General features: G+C 65.4%; 15 protein-coding genes. 7 read left to right on the top strand and 8 right to left on the bottom strand.

Going from position 1 to position 18,056, the window contains the following annotated elements; all coding sequences use genetic code 11:
* Positions 1 to 6: 6 nt before the first annotated feature.
* The 6 genes from QWL29_RS03255 to QWL29_RS03230 all read left to right on the top strand — a co-directional run bounded on the left by QWL29_RS03255 (position 7) and on the right by QWL29_RS03230 (position 9,791).
* The gene (locus tag QWL29_RS03255; protein WP_305821455.1) at positions 7 to 2,640 is read left to right on the top strand and encodes a [protein-PII] uridylyltransferase; all 2,634 of its coding nucleotides are present in this window, start codon (positions 7 to 9) and stop codon (positions 2,638 to 2,640) included.
* Positions 2,641 to 2,661: 21 nt separating this feature from the next.
* Entirely contained in the window at positions 2,662 to 3,408 is a 747-nt protein-coding gene (locus QWL29_RS03250; protein ID WP_305821454.1) for a pseudouridine synthase, read from the top strand.
* A gap of 193 nt (positions 3,409 to 3,601) precedes the next feature.
* Positions 3,602 to 4,468 (top strand): phosphate/phosphite/phosphonate ABC transporter substrate-binding protein, encoded by an 867-nt coding sequence (locus QWL29_RS03245; protein ID WP_305821453.1) that lies wholly within the window; start codon positions 3,602 to 3,604, stop codon positions 4,466 to 4,468.
* A 4-nt stretch (positions 4,469 to 4,472) separates the two neighbouring features.
* On the top strand, positions 4,473 to 7,343 hold the full coding sequence (locus QWL29_RS03240) for an EAL domain-containing protein (protein ID WP_305821452.1): 2,871 nt from the start codon (positions 4,473 to 4,475) through the stop codon (positions 7,341 to 7,343).
* A 335-nt stretch (positions 7,344 to 7,678) separates the two neighbouring features.
* The gene (locus QWL29_RS03235; protein WP_305821451.1) at positions 7,679 to 9,178 is read left to right on the top strand and encodes a peptide MFS transporter; all 1,500 of its coding nucleotides are present in this window, start codon (positions 7,679 to 7,681) and stop codon (positions 9,176 to 9,178) included.
* A gap of 61 nt (positions 9,179 to 9,239) precedes the next feature.
* Positions 9,240 to 9,791, top strand: coding sequence for a GNAT family N-acetyltransferase (locus tag QWL29_RS03230; protein WP_305821450.1), 552 nt, complete (start codon positions 9,240 to 9,242; stop codon positions 9,789 to 9,791).
* 23 nt (positions 9,792 to 9,814) lie between these two features.
* Here QWL29_RS03230 and QWL29_RS03225 read toward each other — a convergent pair whose 3' ends face one another.
* From QWL29_RS03225 to QWL29_RS03200, 6 genes are all read right to left on the bottom strand, one after another.
* Positions 9,815 to 10,261, bottom strand: coding sequence for an STY0301 family protein (locus QWL29_RS03225; RefSeq protein ID WP_305821449.1), 447 nt, complete (start codon positions 10,259 to 10,261; stop codon positions 9,815 to 9,817).
* The gene (locus QWL29_RS03220; RefSeq protein WP_305821448.1) at positions 10,258 to 10,740 is read right to left on the bottom strand and encodes a BPSL0067 family protein; all 483 of its coding nucleotides are present in this window, start codon (positions 10,738 to 10,740) and stop codon (positions 10,258 to 10,260) included. Before QWL29_RS03220 ends, QWL29_RS03225 begins: the two co-directional genes overlap by 4 nt.
* Before the next feature lie 12 nt (positions 10,741 to 10,752).
* The gene (locus QWL29_RS03215; protein WP_305821447.1) at positions 10,753 to 11,247 is read right to left on the bottom strand and encodes an Hcp family type VI secretion system effector; all 495 of its coding nucleotides are present in this window, start codon (positions 11,245 to 11,247) and stop codon (positions 10,753 to 10,755) included.
* A gap of 273 nt (positions 11,248 to 11,520) precedes the next feature.
* Positions 11,521 to 12,879 carry a hybrid sensor histidine kinase/response regulator gene (locus QWL29_RS03210; protein WP_305821446.1) on the bottom strand — a complete coding sequence of 453 codons (1,359 nt, stop codon included), beginning with the start codon at positions 12,877 to 12,879 and terminating at the stop codon, positions 11,521 to 11,523.
* 12 nt (positions 12,880 to 12,891) lie between these two features.
* On the bottom strand, positions 12,892 to 14,361 hold the full coding sequence (locus QWL29_RS03205; RefSeq protein ID WP_305821445.1) for a DUF7125 family protein: 1,470 nt from the start codon (positions 14,359 to 14,361) through the stop codon (positions 12,892 to 12,894).
* A complete protein-coding gene (locus tag QWL29_RS03200) occupies positions 14,362 to 14,838 on the bottom strand; it encodes a hypothetical protein (RefSeq protein WP_305821444.1) in 477 nt (158 codons plus the stop codon).
* 200 nt (positions 14,839 to 15,038) lie between these two features.
* On the opposite strand from QWL29_RS03200, the gene QWL29_RS03195 reads away from it, so the two are divergent.
* Complete coding sequence (locus QWL29_RS03195) at positions 15,039 to 16,793, top strand: DUF885 domain-containing protein (RefSeq protein WP_305821443.1); 1,755 nt, start codon at positions 15,039 to 15,041, stop codon at positions 16,791 to 16,793.
* 221 nt (positions 16,794 to 17,014) lie between these two features.
* Here the strand turns inward: QWL29_RS03195 and QWL29_RS03190 are convergent, their stop codons facing one another.
* On the bottom strand, positions 17,015 to 17,512 hold the full coding sequence (locus QWL29_RS03190) for a hypothetical protein (RefSeq protein WP_305821442.1): 498 nt from the start codon (positions 17,510 to 17,512) through the stop codon (positions 17,015 to 17,017).
* Positions 17,509 to 18,045, bottom strand: coding sequence for a peptide deformylase (def, locus tag QWL29_RS03185; RefSeq protein WP_305821441.1), 537 nt, complete (start codon positions 18,043 to 18,045; stop codon positions 17,509 to 17,511). The genes QWL29_RS03190 and def overlap by 4 nt, the downstream gene beginning before the upstream one ends.
* Positions 18,046 to 18,056 lie beyond the last annotated feature (11 nt).

The raw sequence follows: 18,056 nt of genomic DNA, 5'->3' as shown, positions 1-18,056 counted from the left end.
TTGCCCATGCCAGCCGCGCAGCGCGACGAGACGCAACCCGGGACCGCGCATCCCGAGACCGCGCATCCCGAAATTGGAATCGCACTCCGGCAGAAGCTGAAAGCCGAACGCCAGGCGCTGTTCGACCGCTTCCGCCGCGACGACCGTCCCGAAAAGCTGCTGCGCAGCCTGCGACGCTGCGTCGACGGCATCCTCGGCGAAGCCTGGCGCGCGGCGCGCCTGCCCGCCAACACGGCCCTGGTGGCGGTCGGCGGCTACGGCCGCGGCGAACTGTTTCCGTATTCGGACGTCGACGTCCTGGTCCTGCTCGGCGCGGCACCCGACGCCATCACGCAAGCCAAGCTGGAAAGCCTGGTGCAGCTGCTTTGGGACCTGGGCCTGGAGATCGGCCACAGCATCCGTACCGTGGACGAATGCCTGCTCGAATCGGCGGCCGACATCACCGTGCAAACCAGCCTGCTCGAAGCGCGCCTGGTCACCGGCGACACGGCCCTCTTCGCCCAGCTGCAAACGCGCTACCGCGCAGCGCTCGACCCGCAGGCCTTTTTCCAGGCCAAGACCGCCGAGATGCGCCTGCGCCACGCCAAGTACGAGTACACCGCGTTTGCGCTGGAGCCGAACTGCAAGGAAAGCCCGGGCGCGCTGCGCGATCTGCAGGTGATCCTGTGGGTGGCGAAAGCGGCGGGACTGGCGAATTCCTGGGGCCAGCTGGCCACGCGCGGCCTGATCACGCGCGTCGAGGCGCGCCAGCTGATGGAAAAGGAACGCGCATTCAAGGACATCCGCGTGCGCCTGCACCTGCAGACCAAGCGGCGCGAAGACCGCCTGCTGTTCGACGTGCAGACCGCGATTGCCGAATCGTTCGGGCTCGCATCCGACCCGCCGGGACCGGGCGCGCGGCGCGCATCCGAATACCTGATGCAGCGCTACTACTGGGCCGCGAAGACCGTCACCCAGCTGAACACCATCCTGCTGCAGAACATCGAGGCGAGGCTGTTCCCGCAGCCCTCGGTGCCGCGGCCGCTCAGTTCCTCGTGCGGCGGCTGCTTCAACGAGGTCAACGGCTTCATCGACATCGTGCGCGACGATACCTTCGAGACCACGCCGTCGGCGGTGCTGGAGATTTTCGTCGCCATGACGGAACGCCCGGACATCAAGGGCATGACGGCGCGCACCACGCGCGCGCTCTGGCATGCGCGCAACCTGATCGACGACGACTTCCGCGCCGACCCGGCCAACAAGGCGCGCTTCCTGCGCATCCTGAAGGCGCCGGTCGGCCTGGTGCACGCACTGCGGCGCATGAACGAATTCGGTGTGCTGGGACGCTACCTGCCCAACTTCCGCAACATCGTCGGGCAGATGCAGCACGACCTCTTCCACGTGTATACCGTCGACCAGCACATCATGATGGTGGTGCGTAACCTGCGCCGCTTCACCATGAGCGAGCATGCCCACGAATACCCGTTCTGCAGCGCCCTGATCGCCAACTTTCGCGACCGCTGGCTGCTGTACGTGGCGGCCCTGTTCCACGACATCGCCAAGGGCCGCGGCGGCGACCACTCCGAGCTCGGGAAGACCGACGCCTTCGCGTTCTGCCGCGAGCATGGCCTCTCCGAAGAGGATACGGAGCTGGTGGTGTTCCTGGTCGAGCAGCACCTGACCATGTCGCAGGTGGCGCAGAAGCAGGATTTGTCTGACCCGGACGTGATTGCCGCCTTTGCCGGCGTGGTGAAGGACGAGCGCCACCTGACCGCCCTCTACCTGCTGACCGTGGCCGACATCCGCGGCACCAGCCCCAAGGTATGGAATGCCTGGAAGGCCAAGCTGCTGGAGGATTTGTACCGGATTACCTTGCGCGTGCTGGGGGGCGAACCGCATTCGGCCGACCGCGAGCTGCGCATGCGCCAGCAGGAAGCGCTGGCCACGCTGCGTTTGTTCGGTCTGCCGGCGAATGCCCACGAAGCGCTGTGGGACCAGCTCGACGTGGTCTACTTCCTGCGCCACGACGCCTCCGACATCGCCTGGCAGACGCGCTGCCTGCACGACAAGCTGGGCAGCGGGCGGCCGGTGGTCAAGGCGCGCCTGGCGCCGATCGGCGAAGGCCTGCAGGTGACGGTGTATGTGAAGGACCAGCCGGACCTGTTCGCGCGCATCTGCAGCTACTTCGACCGCAAGAACTTCAGCATCCTCGACGCCAAGATCCACACCACGCGCGACGGCTATGCGCTCGACACCTTCCTGGTCACCGACGCTACCTTCGCCAAGCACTACCGCGACATCATCAGCCTGATCGAGCACGAACTGTGCGAGGTGCTGGCATCAACGGCGCCGCTGGGCGCGCCGACGCGCTCCCGCCTGTCGCGCCTGTCGCGCCACTTCCCGATCACGCCGACCGTGGACATGCGTCCCGACGAGCGCGGCCAGAACTACCTGCTGTCGATCGCGGCCCATGACCGCACCGGCCTGCTGTACGCGATTGCGAATGTGCTGACGCGCTACCGCATCAACCTCCACACGGCCAAGATCATGACCCTGGGCGAACGCGTCGAGGACGTGTTCCTGATCGACGGCCCGAACCTGAACAACCCGCGCGTGCAGGTCCAGCTCGAAACCGAGCTGCTGGACGCGCTGTCCAATTAATTCTTTTTTGTTTGCAGCCCTATGACCGAACCGCTCCGCCTTTCCAAACGTATGTCCGAACTCGGCCTGTGCTCGCGCCGCGAAGCCGATGAATGGATCGCCCGCGGCTGGGTGCGGGTCGACGGCAAGGTGATCTCCGAACTGGGCAGCAAGGTGCTGCCTTCGCAACGCATCACCGTTGAGCGCCAGGCCGCGGCCGAGCAATCGAAGCGCGTTACGGTCCTGATCAACAAGCCGATGGGCTACGTCAGCGGCCAGGCCGAGGATGGCTACACGCCGGCCGTGGCCCTGATCAAGGCCGAGAACCGCTGGGCCGACGATCCGGCCCCGGAAAACTTCCACCCCACCCAGCTGCGCTCGCTGGTGCCGGCCGGGCGCCTCGACATCGACTCGGTCGGCCTGCTGGTGCTGACCCAGGACGGCCGCATCGCCAAGCAGCTGATCGGCGAGACCACCAGCGTCGACAAGGAATACCTGGTGCGGGTGCAGTACACCAAGCCGGGCAAGCTGCCCGACAGCGACCTGAAAAAGCTGAACCACGGCCTGTGGATGGACGGTAAACCGCTGCTGCCGGCCAAGGTGCGCTGGCAGAACGAGGACCAGCTCAGCTTCACCCTAAAGGAAGGCAAGAAGCGCCAGATCCGCCGCATGTGCGACATGGTGGGGCTGAAGGTGATCGGCCTGAAGCGGGTGCGCATCGGGCGCGTCAAGTTGGGCGATTTGCCGGTGGGGCAGTGGCGCTACCTGGGGGCGGACGAGGCGTTCTGAGCCTCCGTGATCAGGTAGGGTGGGTTCTCGAACCCACCATTCGCATTTGTGCTTACCACGTGCACGGTGGGCTCAAGAACCCACCCTACGCTATTGCAAAAACGATCATAAACATTGTCTTGTGGAATTGTGTTATATTTGCCGGCTGGCGTAATGACATCGCCGTCCGACTCCACAGCTCCCCTCGACTTCCATGCGTACCCCTTTCCGGGCAGGCTTCGCGCTGCTCCTTTGTTCGTCGCTCGCCGTGCACGCGAATGCCGCCCCAGCGAAACCTGGCGCCGCACCGCCGGTCTACAACTTCTCGCCGGTGAACCAGTACAACCTGCAGGTCTCGGCCAGCTTCTGGAACCCCATCGTGCGCTACGTTTCGACGAAAAGCGGCGTGCGCCTGAACCTGAAACTGGGCCGCACCTCGGCCGACACCACCAGCTATGTGCTGGCGAAAGAGGTCGACTTCGCCTTCACCAACCACCTGTTCAGCCCCGAGCGCGCCAAGATGGGCTGGACCGTGTTCGGGCGCCGCAACGCCGAGCCGGTGCGCGCCCAGATCGTGGTGCCGGCCGATTCGCCGATCCGCCGCCTGTCGCAGCTGGCCAACAGCACCGTCGTGTTCCCCGGCCCGGAAGCGCTGATCGCCTACAAGGTGAGCTATGCCCAGCTGCTGCGCCAGGGGGTGCCGGTGACGGTCGCCTTTGGCGGCAACATGGACGCCGCCTTTACCCAGATGTTCAGCGGCCGCGCGCGCGCCGCCGGCGCCAACTCGCAGCTGGTGGCCAACTACGCCGGGCGCGAGGACAAGCACTTCCGCGTGCTGTGGAGCTCGGCCCCGTTCAACGACCTGGCCCTGATGGCCTCGCCGCGCGTGCCGGCGGCCCAGGTGCGCGCGGTCGCCGCCGCCTTCCTCAACATGCACCGCGATCCGGAAGGCCGGCGCATCCTCGACAACGCCGCGGAACTGATCCACGCGCCGGAGCCGCTGTCGTTCGTTGCCGCCAGCGACGCCGACTACGCCGCCTACCGCAGCTTCTACCAGGCCGCCCCGGCCGAACTGCGCTAGGGCCATGCCTTCCACCCCGCCTGCGATCTTCGCCCGCCTGCACGGGTTCCTGCTGCCGCGCTCCCTGGTCGGCCGCGTGTTCACGCTGTTCGCACTGAGCATGCTGCTGTTCGTGACGGCCGGCCTGGGCATGTTCTACCGCCACCAGTTCCTGCAGCACGTGGAGGAAACCCAGGATGCAGCGTCCACGCTGGTGGAGGTGGCCTCGCAGGCGGTCGAGGACAGCGCCGTGATCGGCGACTACGACACCGTCAAGCGCACCCTGTCGACGATGATCGTACAGTCGCCCTTCCACAGCGCCACCTTCATCGACCTCGACGGCGGCGTGATCCGCGTCGAGGCGCCCGACGACCTCTACCAGGCGCCGGCCCCGGACTGGATGACCCAGCGCGTCGCCGGCGCGCTGTTCGATGTCAACCGCGTGGTCACGGTCGGCGGCAAGGACTACGGCGTGCTGCGCCTGTCGTTCAACGAACGCAAGCTCGCCGCCCAGCTCTGGTCGCTGCTGCTGCAGTCGGCCGGGCTGGCGGCGATCGCCCTGTTCGTCAGCCTGGTGCTGGCGCGCACTCTGCTGGCGCGCTGGCTGGAAAACCTGGGACGCCTGCGCTTCTACGGCGACGAAGGCGCGGCCAGCGCCGGCCTCGCCGAAGCCCTGGACGACGACGCGCCGCTCGAGATCCGCGAAGCGATCCAGGCCGTCAACCGCAGCGCCGCCAGCATGCGCGACCAGTACGGCCAGCGCATCGCCGCGCTGATGAGTTCCCTGGTCCAGCACAAGAGCGCGCTCGACCAGGCGGCCATCGTCTGCGAAGTCGACCGCGAGGGCCGCATCACCGGCGTCAACGAGCAGTTCGTGCGCCATGCCGGCTATACGCGCGAGGAACTGATCGGCGCCGAGCTGGCGCGCGTCGGCGCCCCGCTGGCCGGCAGCGGCCGCGCCTGGGCGCCCTCCGACAGTGTCTGGAACGGCGAAGTCGAGGTGTCCTCGCGCGACGGCGAGCGCCAGTGGCGCCGCACCGTGGTGCCGATCTTCGACGGCGCCGGCCTGGTGGAAAAATACATCTGCATCGACTTCGACATCACCGAGCGCAAGGAATTCGAGAACGCCATCATCCAGAACGCCAAGCGCCAGGGCCTGCTCGCACGCCTCGGGCGCAAGGCGCTCGAAGCCGGCCCGCTGCAGGAACTGTTCGCCATGGCCACCCAGGTTGCCTGCGAAGGCCTGCAGGTGCGCCACGCCGCGGTGTTCGGCTTCGACCCTGATCGCGGCAGCGCCGCGCTGCAGGCCGGCCACGGCTTCCCGCCGCACGCCGCGGGCGCCGCCTTCCCCCACGTTCCAGGTCCCGATTCCTCGGACTACCTGGCGCGCTGGAGCCATGGCCTGCTCGGCGCAACGGATGCCGGCAGCAGCATCGAGGTCTTCATCGTCTGCCACGACCGCCTGTACGGCGCGCTCGGCGTCTACGCGCCGGTCGAGCGCACCTTCCAGGAAGACGAGGACGGCTTCCTGAACGGCCTGGCCAACATCCTCGCCACCGCCATCGAGCGCGAGGACGCGAAGAGCCGCCTGACCTACCTGGCCCAGTACGACGCCCTCACCGGCCTGCCGAACCGGCACCGCCTGTCGGTCTGCCTGGAAGAAGCCATCGCCGGCTCGGCGCGCGGTGCGCACTGCGCCGGCGTGATGTTCATCGACCTCGACCGCTTCAAGAGCGTCAACGACATGATGGGCCACAGCGTCGGCGACGAGCTGCTGGCCCAGGCCAGCCGACGCCTGCAGGACTGCGTGCGTCCCGGCGACGTGGTGGCGCGCCTGGGCGGCGACGAGTTCGCGGTGGTGCTACCGCACCTGGCCAGCGCGCGCGAGGCCGAAGCCATCGCGCGCTGCATCGTCGACGGCCTGGCGCGCCCCTTCCTGCTGCAGGGCCAGCAGATCTTCGTGTCGGCCAGCGTCGGCGTCGCCGGCTACCCGCACGACGGGCTGGACGCCGCCACCCTGCTGAAAAGCGCCGACACGGCGATGTACAGCGCCAAGAACAGCGGCCGCAACAACTTCCGCTTCTTCGAAGCCGAGATGCACGCGACCGCGGCGCGGCGCCTGCAGACCGAGACCGACCTGCACCTGGCGATCGAGCGCGGCGAATTCGAGCTGCACTACCAGCCCAAGCTGCGCCTGGGCAGCGGCGCGGTGAGCGGCTTCGAGGCCCTGCTGCGCTGGCGCCATCCCGAGCGCGGCCTGGTCTCGCCGCTGGACTTCATCGCCATCCTCGAAGATACCGGCCTGATCCTGCCGGTGGGCGAATGGGTGATCGCCGAGGTCTGCCGCCAGCTCGGCGCCTGGAGCGAGACGCTGGAGAACGTGCCGCCGGTGGCGATCAATCTGTCGGCGCGCCAGCTGGCGCATGCCGGGCTGTCCGAGACGGTGCGCGCCATCGTGGCGGCGGCGGGGATCGATCCGCGCCTGCTGGAATTCGAACTGACCGAGTCGATGCTGATGGCCGACCCGGAAGCGGCGGTAGCGATCCTGTCGAACCTGAAGGCGCAGGGCATGCGGCTGTCGGTGGACGATTTCGGGACCGGGTATTCGAGCCTGGCCTACCTGAAGCGCTTTCCCCTCGACGCGTTGAAAATCGACCGCACCTTCGTGCGCGATTTGCCGACCGACGGCGGCGACGCGGCCATTACCAAGGCAGTGATCAGCCTGGCGCACAGCCTGAATTTGAAGGTGGTGGCGGAAGGCGTCGAGACCATCGGGCACGTGCGGGCGCTGGAGGCCTACCAGTGCGACGAGATCCAGGGGTATTACATCAGCAGGCCGCTGCCGCCAGCGGCAGCGGCGGCCTTGTTGGCGGAGCGGGCGGTGATCGCGGCGTGATGCAGTTGGCGTCCAGTCCATTCGCAGGGTTTGCCGTTATTCGTCCGGTGAGACCGCGTGGGCACAGGTGCCCACCCTACGAAAACATCGCCAGCTCGGGGTTTGGCGCCGAGGCGCACTGCGCCGAACCACCGGCGTAATTCGTAGGGTGGGCACCCCGTGCCCACGCGGATCATGCACACCAATACAAGCACAGGCAACAGCCCCACTACCCGCCGCATGTACCCTGTAAGCACACCTGCCACCATTGCAACTTCCCATTCCCTGGCGTAGCATGCAACGCTTGCCTCTGGTCACGAGCCAGCGGTGAACGTCCATCCAAGAAGGGAATTAAATTGAAAACGGAAATCCTCCCGTACAGCCAGACCCGCTCGTTCATGACGGTTGCCCTGATCGAACTCTGGGAACGCTTCGGCTACTACGGCATGCAGGCGCTGATCGTGTACTTCATGGTGCAGCGCATCGGCTTCGAAGACAGCCGCGCCAACCTGGTCTGGGGCGCCGCCGCCGCCCTGATCTACGTCGCTCCCGCCATCGGCGGCTGGATCGGCGACAAGGTGCTCGGCACCCGCCGCTGCATGGTCCTCGGCGGCATCATCCTGACCCTGGGCTACGCCCTGATGGCGGTCCCGACCGAAAACACCTGGTTCCTGTTCTCGGCCCTCGGCGTGATCGTGGTCGGCAACGGCCTGTTCAAGCCGAACACCGCCAACCTGGTGCGCAAGATCTACGAAGGCGACGACTCGAAGATCGACTCCGCCTTCACCATCTACTACATGGCCGTGAATGTCGGCTCGACCGTCTCGATGCTGGCCACGCCCGCCATCAAGGACTACGTGAATGCCACCTACGGCAACGAACTCGGCTGGCACGCGGCGTTCGCCGTGTGCTCGGTCGGCCTGGTGGTCGGTTTGCTCACCGTAATGATGATGCACGCCACCATCCGCCACGTCGGTTCGCTGCCGGACGACCTGCCATTGGATAAATCGAAGCTGGCCATGGTGCTGGCGGGCGGCGTGGTCGCCGTCGGCGTCTCCGCCGTGATCCTGCAGTACCAGAGCCTGGCGCGCATCTTCGTCTACCTGGCCGGCATCGTGGTACTGGGCATTTTTGTCCACTTGATCCGCAAGAGCGAAGCCAGCGAGCGCGCCGGCCTGATTGCCGCGCTGATCCTCACGCTGCAGACCGTGTTCTTCTTCATCTTCTACCAGCAGATGTCGACTTCGCTGTCGCTGTTCGCGCTGCGTAACGTCGACCTCGACTTCACCGTGTTCGGTTCTCACCTGTGGACCTGGTCGCCGGCCCAGTTCCAAGCCCTGAACGCGATCTGGATCATGGTCCTGAGCCCGGTCCTCGCATTCATGTACGCACGCGCCGGCCGTACCGGCTCGGACCTCTCGATCGCCGGCAAGTTCGCGCTCGGCTTCTCGGTGGTGGCGCTGGGCTTCTTCACCTACGGCTTCGCCGGTTCGTTCGCCGTGAACGGCCTGACCTCGTCGTGGATCATGATCGCCGGCTACGGCCTGTATTCGCTGGGCGAACTGCTGGTGTCGGGCCTGGGCCTGGCGATGGTGGCGCGCTATGTGCCGGCACGCATGGGCGGCTTCATGATGGGCGCCTATTTCGTCGCCACCGGGATCTCGCAATACCTGGGCGGTGTGGTCGCCAACCTGGCCAGCGTCCCTTCCGGCATGACCGATCCGCTGCAGACCCTGCCGATCTACACCAGCCTGTTCAACAAGCTGGGCATCGCCGCCGTGCTGTGCACGCTGATCGCGCTGGCCGTGCTGCCGCTGATGCGGCGCCTGACCGCGACGCATCACGCGCACCAGTAAGCATGTGAAATAACGAAGGCCGGTTTTCTCAACCGGCCTTTTTTTTTATTCGAACGAGACCATGACCATACTGACCACCGAACGCCTGCGCCTGGAAGCTTTCGACGACCATCACTTCGATGGCTTGCAGGCGATGAACCGCCTGCCGGAAGTGATGCGCCATCTGTCCGGCCAGCCAGAGACGCCGGAGCAGACCCGCGCCGCCATCGACCTGGTGAAAGGCCGCTGGGCGCAATACGGCTTTTCCTGGTGGGCCTTCGTCGAGCGGGAAAGCGGCCGCGTGATTGGCGCCGGCTGCATCCAGTACCTGGGGCGCGACCCGGCGAATCCGCACGAGATCGGCTGGAGGCTGGTCCCGGACAAGTGGGGCCTGGGCCTGGCGTCGGAGGCGGCGCATGCGATGGCTGCCTGGGCTTTCGACACCCTGGAGGCGCCGCTGCTGGTGGCGGTCTGCAAGCCGGAGAATGCCGACTCGGCGAAAGTGATGGCGCGCCTTGGCATGCGCTACCGCGGCGAGGAAACCTGGTACGACAGCCCGCACGCGGCCTGGGAAATCACGCGCGCCAAGTGGTTGGCGCAGCAACTGCCTAGCGTCGCGGCGCTAGGCGGGTGAGGTTGGCCGGCTTCACGCCGAAACTACAGGCGGGGCCGCGCGCAGGCCGTCGTCACCGTCCATATGCTTTTGCCGGCGTTGGGTGGCTTGACCTCCCGAACTTCGACAATGCAAACACCGACTTTGGGACCAAGTTTCATCCACCATTCAGTGGTCGAGCCCTCCACTGACTGATTCCATTCATGCCCATCGTGGAACCGCCCTTTGTTTCTCTTCATGCCTCCGTACTGGCACACGAGCCAAGCTTGCTCTTCGTCCAGAAAGGCATAGCGTACATCGAAGCCTTCCTGGGCTGCTTCTTCATTACCTTGCAGCCAGCCATCTCCACGCAACTCTCCCATGTGCATGTATGCCCCTGTAAGAGGCGTGCCGCGGCCCTCCTTGCGCGGATAGGTCTGAGGACACTTGTAGACCTCGGCGCCGGCGGCGGAACAGAACAACGCGAGTATGACAATCAGTAAGCGTCTCATGGTGTATTCACGACAAAAAAGGCACTCCCATTGTCTGAATCGGAGAAGCCGTACGTTCTGACGTGCTCATCGGTGTAACAATTGATCCAGCGAACGCCAGGCGTTTTCTTCTTCTTTCCCAGATACTGATCGAAGAGCCATATTTTGCTCGGCCGTCCCGTTGTCATGCTGAAGCCCTCAGCTTTGACAAATAGCGCAGCATGCCAGCCGTGCGAGTTCGGAAACCATGCCTTATCGTACTCGAAGAGAAAGTTCGCTATGACCGTACCCGGCCGAAGCGTTCGGGTCACGTCGATCACGCGGTCTCCAGGCTGCCACCGGCTGGTGTGGCCGACGTTCGTTAGCGCTTGCGGGAGCCGGGCACATTGCCCGTTTGCGATGAAGGTGTGCTTGCCCTCCTTTTCGTCTATTGCCTTTTGCTCGGTCCAACGCTGCACTAAAGCGGCGATATTGCCTGAATAGCTGGCCGGATGCGTCATATTGGCTCCTTGTCAAGCGCAAACCTTGTTCGCTGCACAGTCCCAGCCGCCAGATGTACTACCGGCAACGCCCCCGGCGATCTTCTGCCTTGTATAGGAAACCTTGATTTTCGAGTAAGCCAGATGCACTTGCTCCGTCAAGACGCCGCCTTCCCCGCTGTTCGGGTGGAAACTGGCAACCATGACGTTTTCAAGGTCGAGTCTGAAATAGGTGATCGGCTTGCCATCGCCATCGGCACGCATGAACTCGATCACAGCGTTAGGAATGGTCTTGCCCATTGCGCAATGTTGAAACAGGATAGGCGATGCAACGTCAGCCAGCTTCGTGAAGGTGACTTCCGACAGATCGGCCTTGCCGTTAGTATGGCCTCCTGCCGTCGATAATGTAGAAGCTCGGGGCTGGGTTACACCCCAGTTGACGTGGCTTACCTCGACCCATTGTTTGTGCTTCTCGTCTTCGGATTCCCCTTTGATGTCGCCGATTTTCAGGTAAGCGTCGATCGCCATTCTCATCTCCGTTGTAAATTGAGCAAGTGCCGATTTTTGCTCGTACACAGCGCTGACAATTTGGGAAGAGTCAATCGCTCAAGGAAGGAGAATCAAGCAAGGAATGTTGTTATTCGAGATGGTGGGTCACTGGAAGATAAAGACCCGGATATGCAACTATATGTCGAAGGTGCGGCCAGGAATCCAGACCCGAAGTGTCGACTCGGGTACTGGGCAGGACCGGCCGCAGCTTTAGAAGACGGAGGGGCCTTCCAGCCAGTGCGATTGCAGCTCCTACCGCCGCGGCGCCACCAGCGCCAGCAGCGCATCCGGGCTGACCGGCTTCACCAGGTAATGGTCGAAGCCGGCGGCCAGCGCGCGCGAGCGGTCTTCGGCCTGGCCGTAGCCCGACAGGCCGATCGCCAGCGGCTGGGCGGCCTTGCCCGAGGCGCGCAGGCGCGACAGCACTTCCAGCCCGTCCATGCCGGGCAGGCCGATGTCGCAGACGACCACGTCGTAGTCGTGCGCCAGCATCGCTTCCAGCCCGGCCTTGCCGTCGTGCGCCATGGTGACGTCGTGCGCTTCGAGTTCCAGGAAAGCCTTCAGGGTTTCGCAGGCGTCGATGTTGTCTTCGACCAGCAGCACACGGCAGCGGCCCGAGGGCTCCGTCGCCGCGACTTCGAGTGGCGGCGCACTGCTTGCCAGCGCACACAGCGGCAGGCGCACCACGAAACGGCTGCCATGGCCAAGCCCGCCGCTCTCGGCCCTCACGGTCCCGCCATGCATCGAGACCAGGTTGCGCACCACGTTCAGGCCCACGCCCAGGCCGCCCTCGGAGCGCGCCAGCGAGCGCGGGCCCTGGGTAAACAAATCGAAGATGTGCGGCAGCACCTCGGGCGCGATGCCGGTGCCGTTGTCGCGCACCGCCACCACCACTTCGCCGGTTTCCACCGTGACGTCGACGTAGACGTTGCCGCCGTCGCCGGTGTACTTCGAGGCATTGCCGATCAGGTTAGTGAACACCTGGGTCAGGCGCACGCGGTCGCCGCGGGTGGCGGCCGGCTCGCCGGGATCTTGCGGCATGTTCAGGTACAGGTGCTGGCCACGCTCGCGGATGCGCGGCAGCACTGTTTCGAGCGCCTGGTCGATGGCGTGCGAGATCGGCATCGGCTCCAGGCTGAGGGTGATCTTGCCGCTGCTGATGCGTGCGGCGTCGAGCAGGTCGTCCAGCAGGCGCGCCATGTGGTCGACCTGGCGCCGGATCACCTTCGAGAAATTCAGCAGCTGGGGCGAGGCGTCGGACGAGCGCTCCAGCAGCATCGCCGACATGCTGATCGGGACCAACGGGTTGCGCAGCTCGTGGGCCAGCATGGCCAGGAATTCGTTCTGGCGCCGGTTGGTGGCTTCGGCGTCGTCGCGCGAGCCCTGGGCGTTGATGGCGGCCACCACCAGGTGCTCGTTGGCTTCGCGCAGGCGCTCCACCGTGGCTTCGAGCGCTTCCTTTTCGCGCAGCGACTCGCGCAGGCGCGCCACTTCGTCTTCGAGGGCGCCGATGTGGCGCAGCAGCGTGGTGCTGAGCGGGTCGGGGGTCAGCTGCTCCGAGCCGGACTGGAGGGAACGCTGCAGCGAACTGCTGTCGTCTTCGTGGAACATTCCCAGTTCTCCTTAGCGCACCGGCGCGCGCAGCACCGAGCCGCCGGTGAGCGTCCCTTCGACGCCGGTCGGCAATTCGTCGACCTCGATGCCGGCGTCGGTGATCTGGTAGCCGCGCACATCCCTGCTGTGGTCGCTACCGCGTACCTTGACAACCGACATGAATTTTTGCAGTTGTCCCTCGACCTCGGCATAGCGCAGGGCAACCACTGCGTCGGTGAGATAGGAAATATTCGCTTGGCTGAAACGCAGCTCGGTAAACATGTCGTCGAGGCCGATCGTCACCAGTGCCGTGACGCCATGCTTGGCCACCACCGACAGCATGCGGAACACCGACAGGCGCAGATCGGCGTGGAATTCCGGCGCCATGTAGAGGCCGAACTCCGACAGCGAATCGATCACCAGGCGCTTGGCGCCGGTGCGGCGCAGGGTATGTTCGAGTTCGTCGATGAGTTCGTCCACGGTGAGGTCGAGCAGGCGGCTCTCGACCACCGCCACTTGCCCGGACTGCACCATGTCCGCCAGTTCGGCGTTGCGCAGGCGCGGCGTGCCCTTCTCGAAGAACATGGCCACGCCCTTCTCGCGCTGGGCCACCCCTTCGCGCAGGAAATTGGTGGCGAGGATGGTCTTGCCGGCGCCGGTCGGCCCCGCCACCAGCATCATGTGGCCCTGCGGCAGGCCGCCGTTGAGCATCTTGTCCAGCCCCGGCGTGCCGGTCTGGATGCGGCGCAGCTCGCGGTCGATCATGCCGCCCGGGTGGCGGTCGGCCGCCAGCGGCGGCAGGATGCGCGGATAGGTGCGCAGGCCGTCGTCGGTGATGCGGAAGTTGTGCGAGCCAGCCAGGTGGGCGCGCCCGCGCATCTTGACCACACGCATCTTGCGCACCACGGTGCTGTGCTCGTGGGCCTGGGTCAGCGACAGCATGCCGTCGGCCACGGTCATGATCGGGTTGGCTTCCGGGTCGGTGTGCATGTACTCTCCGATCAGGAAGGTCGTGGCCTGCCAGGTGGTCATGCGGGTGCCGAGTTCCTGGATGAAGAACTGCAGATCGGCCACGCCTTCGTTGCCGCCCTTGGCGGTCTGGACCACCGAGCGGAAGGAATCGACGAACACCAGCGAAGGCTGGAAGGCTTCGACTTCGGCCATGATGCGTTCGAGCACGCCGGAAAAGTCGCCGGTGCGCAGGTTTTCGCCCAGGTTGACGTAGCGGATCGCCGGGCCGACCTTGCTCATGTCGAAGAAGGAGAATTGCTGCTGGTAGCGCAGCATCTTCAGCGGCGGCTCGCCGAGCACGGTGAAGAACAGGGCGCGGCGCTCGCCCGTCGCCAGCGCAAACATGATCTGGTGCGCCAGCGTGGTCTTGCCGCTGCCCGGTGGCCCGGCAACCAGGTTGAACGAGAATTCGGGGAGTCCGCCACCCAACAGCGTGTCCAGTCCCGGCACGCCTGTTTTCAGCAGTCCCAAGGCTACTTTGTCGTTCATTTACTTCTGCTCCTGTTCATGCTTCTGCCCGTCCCCGCCCATTGCGTCTTGTAACAGTTGCTTCGTCAACGCTGCGCCGATCAGGTTTCCCAGCTGCTTAGTAAAAGTGTCGAGCAGCGCGGCATTCGCCAGCGCTGCCTGCTCCGGTCCTAGCTCGTTCAGGGTTCTGGTCAGGGACGCGAACAGGTGGGAAGTGGGTTTCGAAGGGTCGCACCCTTGCAGGCCACCAAATTGCACCGAGGTCAGCCGCACGGCGCGCCCGAACAACACACAAAAACCGCTGTCGCCGATCAGGGGCGTCAGCTGCTCGCCCAGGCGCAGCCAGGGCTTGATCCCGGGCGGCTGCGCGCCCGCGTCTGCCTGCTCATGCGTTTGCATGGGTGTGGTCGTTTCTTTCCTGTTCGTCATGTCGGCTTTATCAGACGGCGGAAGCTCCGCGTCATTTTTTCTGGTCCATGCTTGCTGATCAGCTGTCATTGTAAGTGTGCACGGCCCGCCGACTGGCTGGCTGATCCTCAATTATAGAGGCAATACCGACAATTTTTATAAAAGGACAGCGCAACGTGAGAAAACAATGCTTTCTGTTGGTATGGAAAGAAAAAACATGCGCCGACAAAGCCTTGGCACATAATGTTAACTAGCAATTATTCGGAATCCAGAGAAAAACGAGGAGCAACATGAAGCACACGCTGGTCGCGGCCCTGGCCGTTGCAGGAATCCTGGTGGCAAGCAGCGCGCAGGCTGCGCCCGCACACACGGCGGTGGACGCCCGCTTCGAAAGCATCTACAAGGCCGAATGGCAGTGGCGCGTGGGCGAACGCCTGGCGAGCGACGACGACACGCGCGGCAAGGTGCGCCCGGAGCTGCCGCACGTCGATGCCAAGACCCAGGCGGCACGCCTGGCCTATTTCCAGGGCGTGCTGCGCCAGCTCGACGCACTGCCCCAGGCCGGCCTGTCGCCGGCGGCGCGGCTCGACTACCAGGTCTACCGCGCCCAGGTCGCGGCCTTTGTCGAGGAATTGCGCTTTCGCGAATACGAACAGCCGCTGAACGCCGACAGCGCCTTCTGGACCGACGTCGCCTATGGCGCGCGCCAGGGCTTCGCCAGCCGCGAGGAATACGCCAATTACCTCGCGCAGCTGGCCAGCTACCCGCGCTACTTCGGCGAACAGCTCGACAACATGCGCGCCGGCCTGGCGCGCGGCTTCACGCCGCCGAAGGTCACCCTCAGCGGGCGCGACGCCTCGCTGGCCTCGGTGGCCGACGCCGCGCCCGAGGACACCGTGTTCTACACGCCGTTCAAGACCATGCCGGCATCGATGCCGGCCGCCGAGCAGGCCGCGCTGCGCGCCCAGGCCGTGGACGCGATCCGCAGCCAGGTGCAGCCCGCGTATGCGCGTGTACTGAAATTCATGCGCGAGGAATACATCCCGGGTGCGCGCGAGGTGCTGGCCGCCGAGCGCCTCCCGGACGGCAAGGCGTATTACCAGTCGAAGATCGTCGAGTACACCACCACGGGCATGACTGCCGACGAGATCCACAGCATCGGCCTGGCCGAGATGGCGAAGATCCGCGCCGAGATGGTGACGACCATCGCCCAGACCGGCTTCAAGGGCGACTTCCCGGCCTTTCTGCAGTTCATGCGCACCGACCCGCGTTTCTATGCGAAGACGCCGGAAGAACTGCTGATGCGCGCGGCCTGGGTGGCGAAGAAGTTCGACGCCAAGGCCGGCCAGTACTTCGGCTACCTGCCGCGCCAGCGCTTCGCGATCCTGCCGGTGCCGGACGACCAGGCGCCCTACTACACGGCGGGCCGCGGCGGCCCCGGCGTCTACCTGGTGAACACCTACAATTTGCCGGCGCGCGCCCTGTACAGCCTGCCGGCCCTGACCCTGCACGAATCGGCGCCCGGCCACGCCTTCCAGATGCCGGTGGCGCTGGAACAAAAGGGCCTGCCGCGCTTCCGCCGAGCCTACATCTCCGCCTTTGGCGAGGGCTGGGCGCTGTACACCGAGCGCCTGGGGACCGAGATGGGCATCTACGAGACGCCGTACGAAGTGTTCGGCATGCTGAGCTACCAGGCCTGGCGCGCCTCGCGCCTGGTGGTCGACACCGGCATCCATGCCAAGGGCTGGACCCGCGAACAGGCGCAAGCCTACCTGCGCGAGAACACGGCGCTGTCGGAGCACGAGATCACGACCGAGGTGGACCGCTATATCTCGTGGCCGGGGCAGGCGCTGTCCTACTACCTGGGGCAGATGGCGATCATGGAGGCGCGCGCCAGGGCGGAAAAGGCGCTGGGCGCGAAGTTCGACATCCGGCATTTCCACGACACCGTGCTGCAGCTGGGATCGGTGCCGCTGCCGGTGCTGCAGGAGCGGATTGATCGCTTCATTGCCGAAGGGGGCAAGAGCCCGTATCCGGCGGGGTGAAGATTGCCGGAGTGCGTAGGGTGGGTACTCGTCCCCACCGGTGATCGTTACTGGCCAGCGCTGCTTTGTAGGGTGGGCTCTTGAGCCCACGCGGCCGCACCATTTGAAAACCACGCCATCGATCGACGGCGCCGGCATGCGAACCGTGAGACCGCGTGGGCACAAGTGCCCACCCTACGCCCTACGCCGAATGCCGAATGCCGAATCCCGAATGCCGACAATTATTCGAAGACCTTCACCTTCAACTGCAGCGAAATCCCGCCATACAGCCGGTTCTTGTAGTTCGGGATGATGCCGACGTTGACGCCCACGCGCCCGTAGTCGTAGGTCAGCGTGGGGATGACGGCGGGGAACCAGCCGCCGCTGCGCATCTTCGGGTAGCCGTCGAAGGCGGCCAGCGCGGTGCCGACGCGCACCGGGCCCACCGCATACGGCTGCCACAGCACGCCCGCGTAGTTCGACCAGGCGCGGTCGCTGTTGTGGAAGCGGCCGGCGACGGCCGCCGCCGTGCCTGAAAAGCGGTATTCGACGCCCAGGCCCTTGTTGTTGCCGTTCAGGCGCTTGTCGCTGTCGAAGTGCGCGGTCCGGAAGCCGCTGTCGATCCAGAATTCGCGTTTCGGCCCGGCCTCGATTTTGGTGAACAGTTCATCGGCCTGCGCCAGCGGCGCGGCCAGCGCCAGCAGCAGGAAGGCCCGTCCCGGCCAGGCGGCGGCGCTCAATCGTCGGCCCTGGGGTCGAGGCCGGGAAACATCACTTCGGTGAAGCCAAAGCGCGAAAAGTCCCGGATCCGCATCGGATACAGGATGCCGAGCAGGTGGTCGACTTCGTGCTGCACCACGCGCGCATGGAAGCCGTCGACCTCGCGCCGGATGGCCTTGCCGTACTGGTCCACGCCTTCGTAGCGCAGGCGGGTATGGCGCGGCACGCTGCCACGCAGGCCGGGCACCGAGAGGCAGCCCTCGAAGCCCTCTTCCATGTCGTCGGACAAGGGCGTGAGCACGGGATTCAGGAGCACGGTTTCCGGCACCTGCGGCGCGTCCGGGTAGCGCGCATTGCTCTGGAAGCCGAAGATCACCAGCTGCAAATTGACCCCGATCTGCGGCGCGGCCAGGCCGGCGCCGTTGGCCGCGTGCATGGTGTCGAACATGTCGGCGACCAGGCTGTCGAGCTCGGGCGTGCCGAAGGCGGTGATCGGTTCGGCCACGCGCAGCAGGCGCGGGTCGCCCATCTTCAATATTTCGCGGATGGCCACGATGTTACTCC

This window comes from Massilia brevitalea (genome assembly GCF_030711405.1).
GTDB classification, from domain to species: Bacteria; Pseudomonadota; Gammaproteobacteria; order Burkholderiales; family Burkholderiaceae_D; genus Telluria; species Telluria brevitalea.
This window is presented reverse-complemented; position numbering and strand designations above follow the sequence as displayed.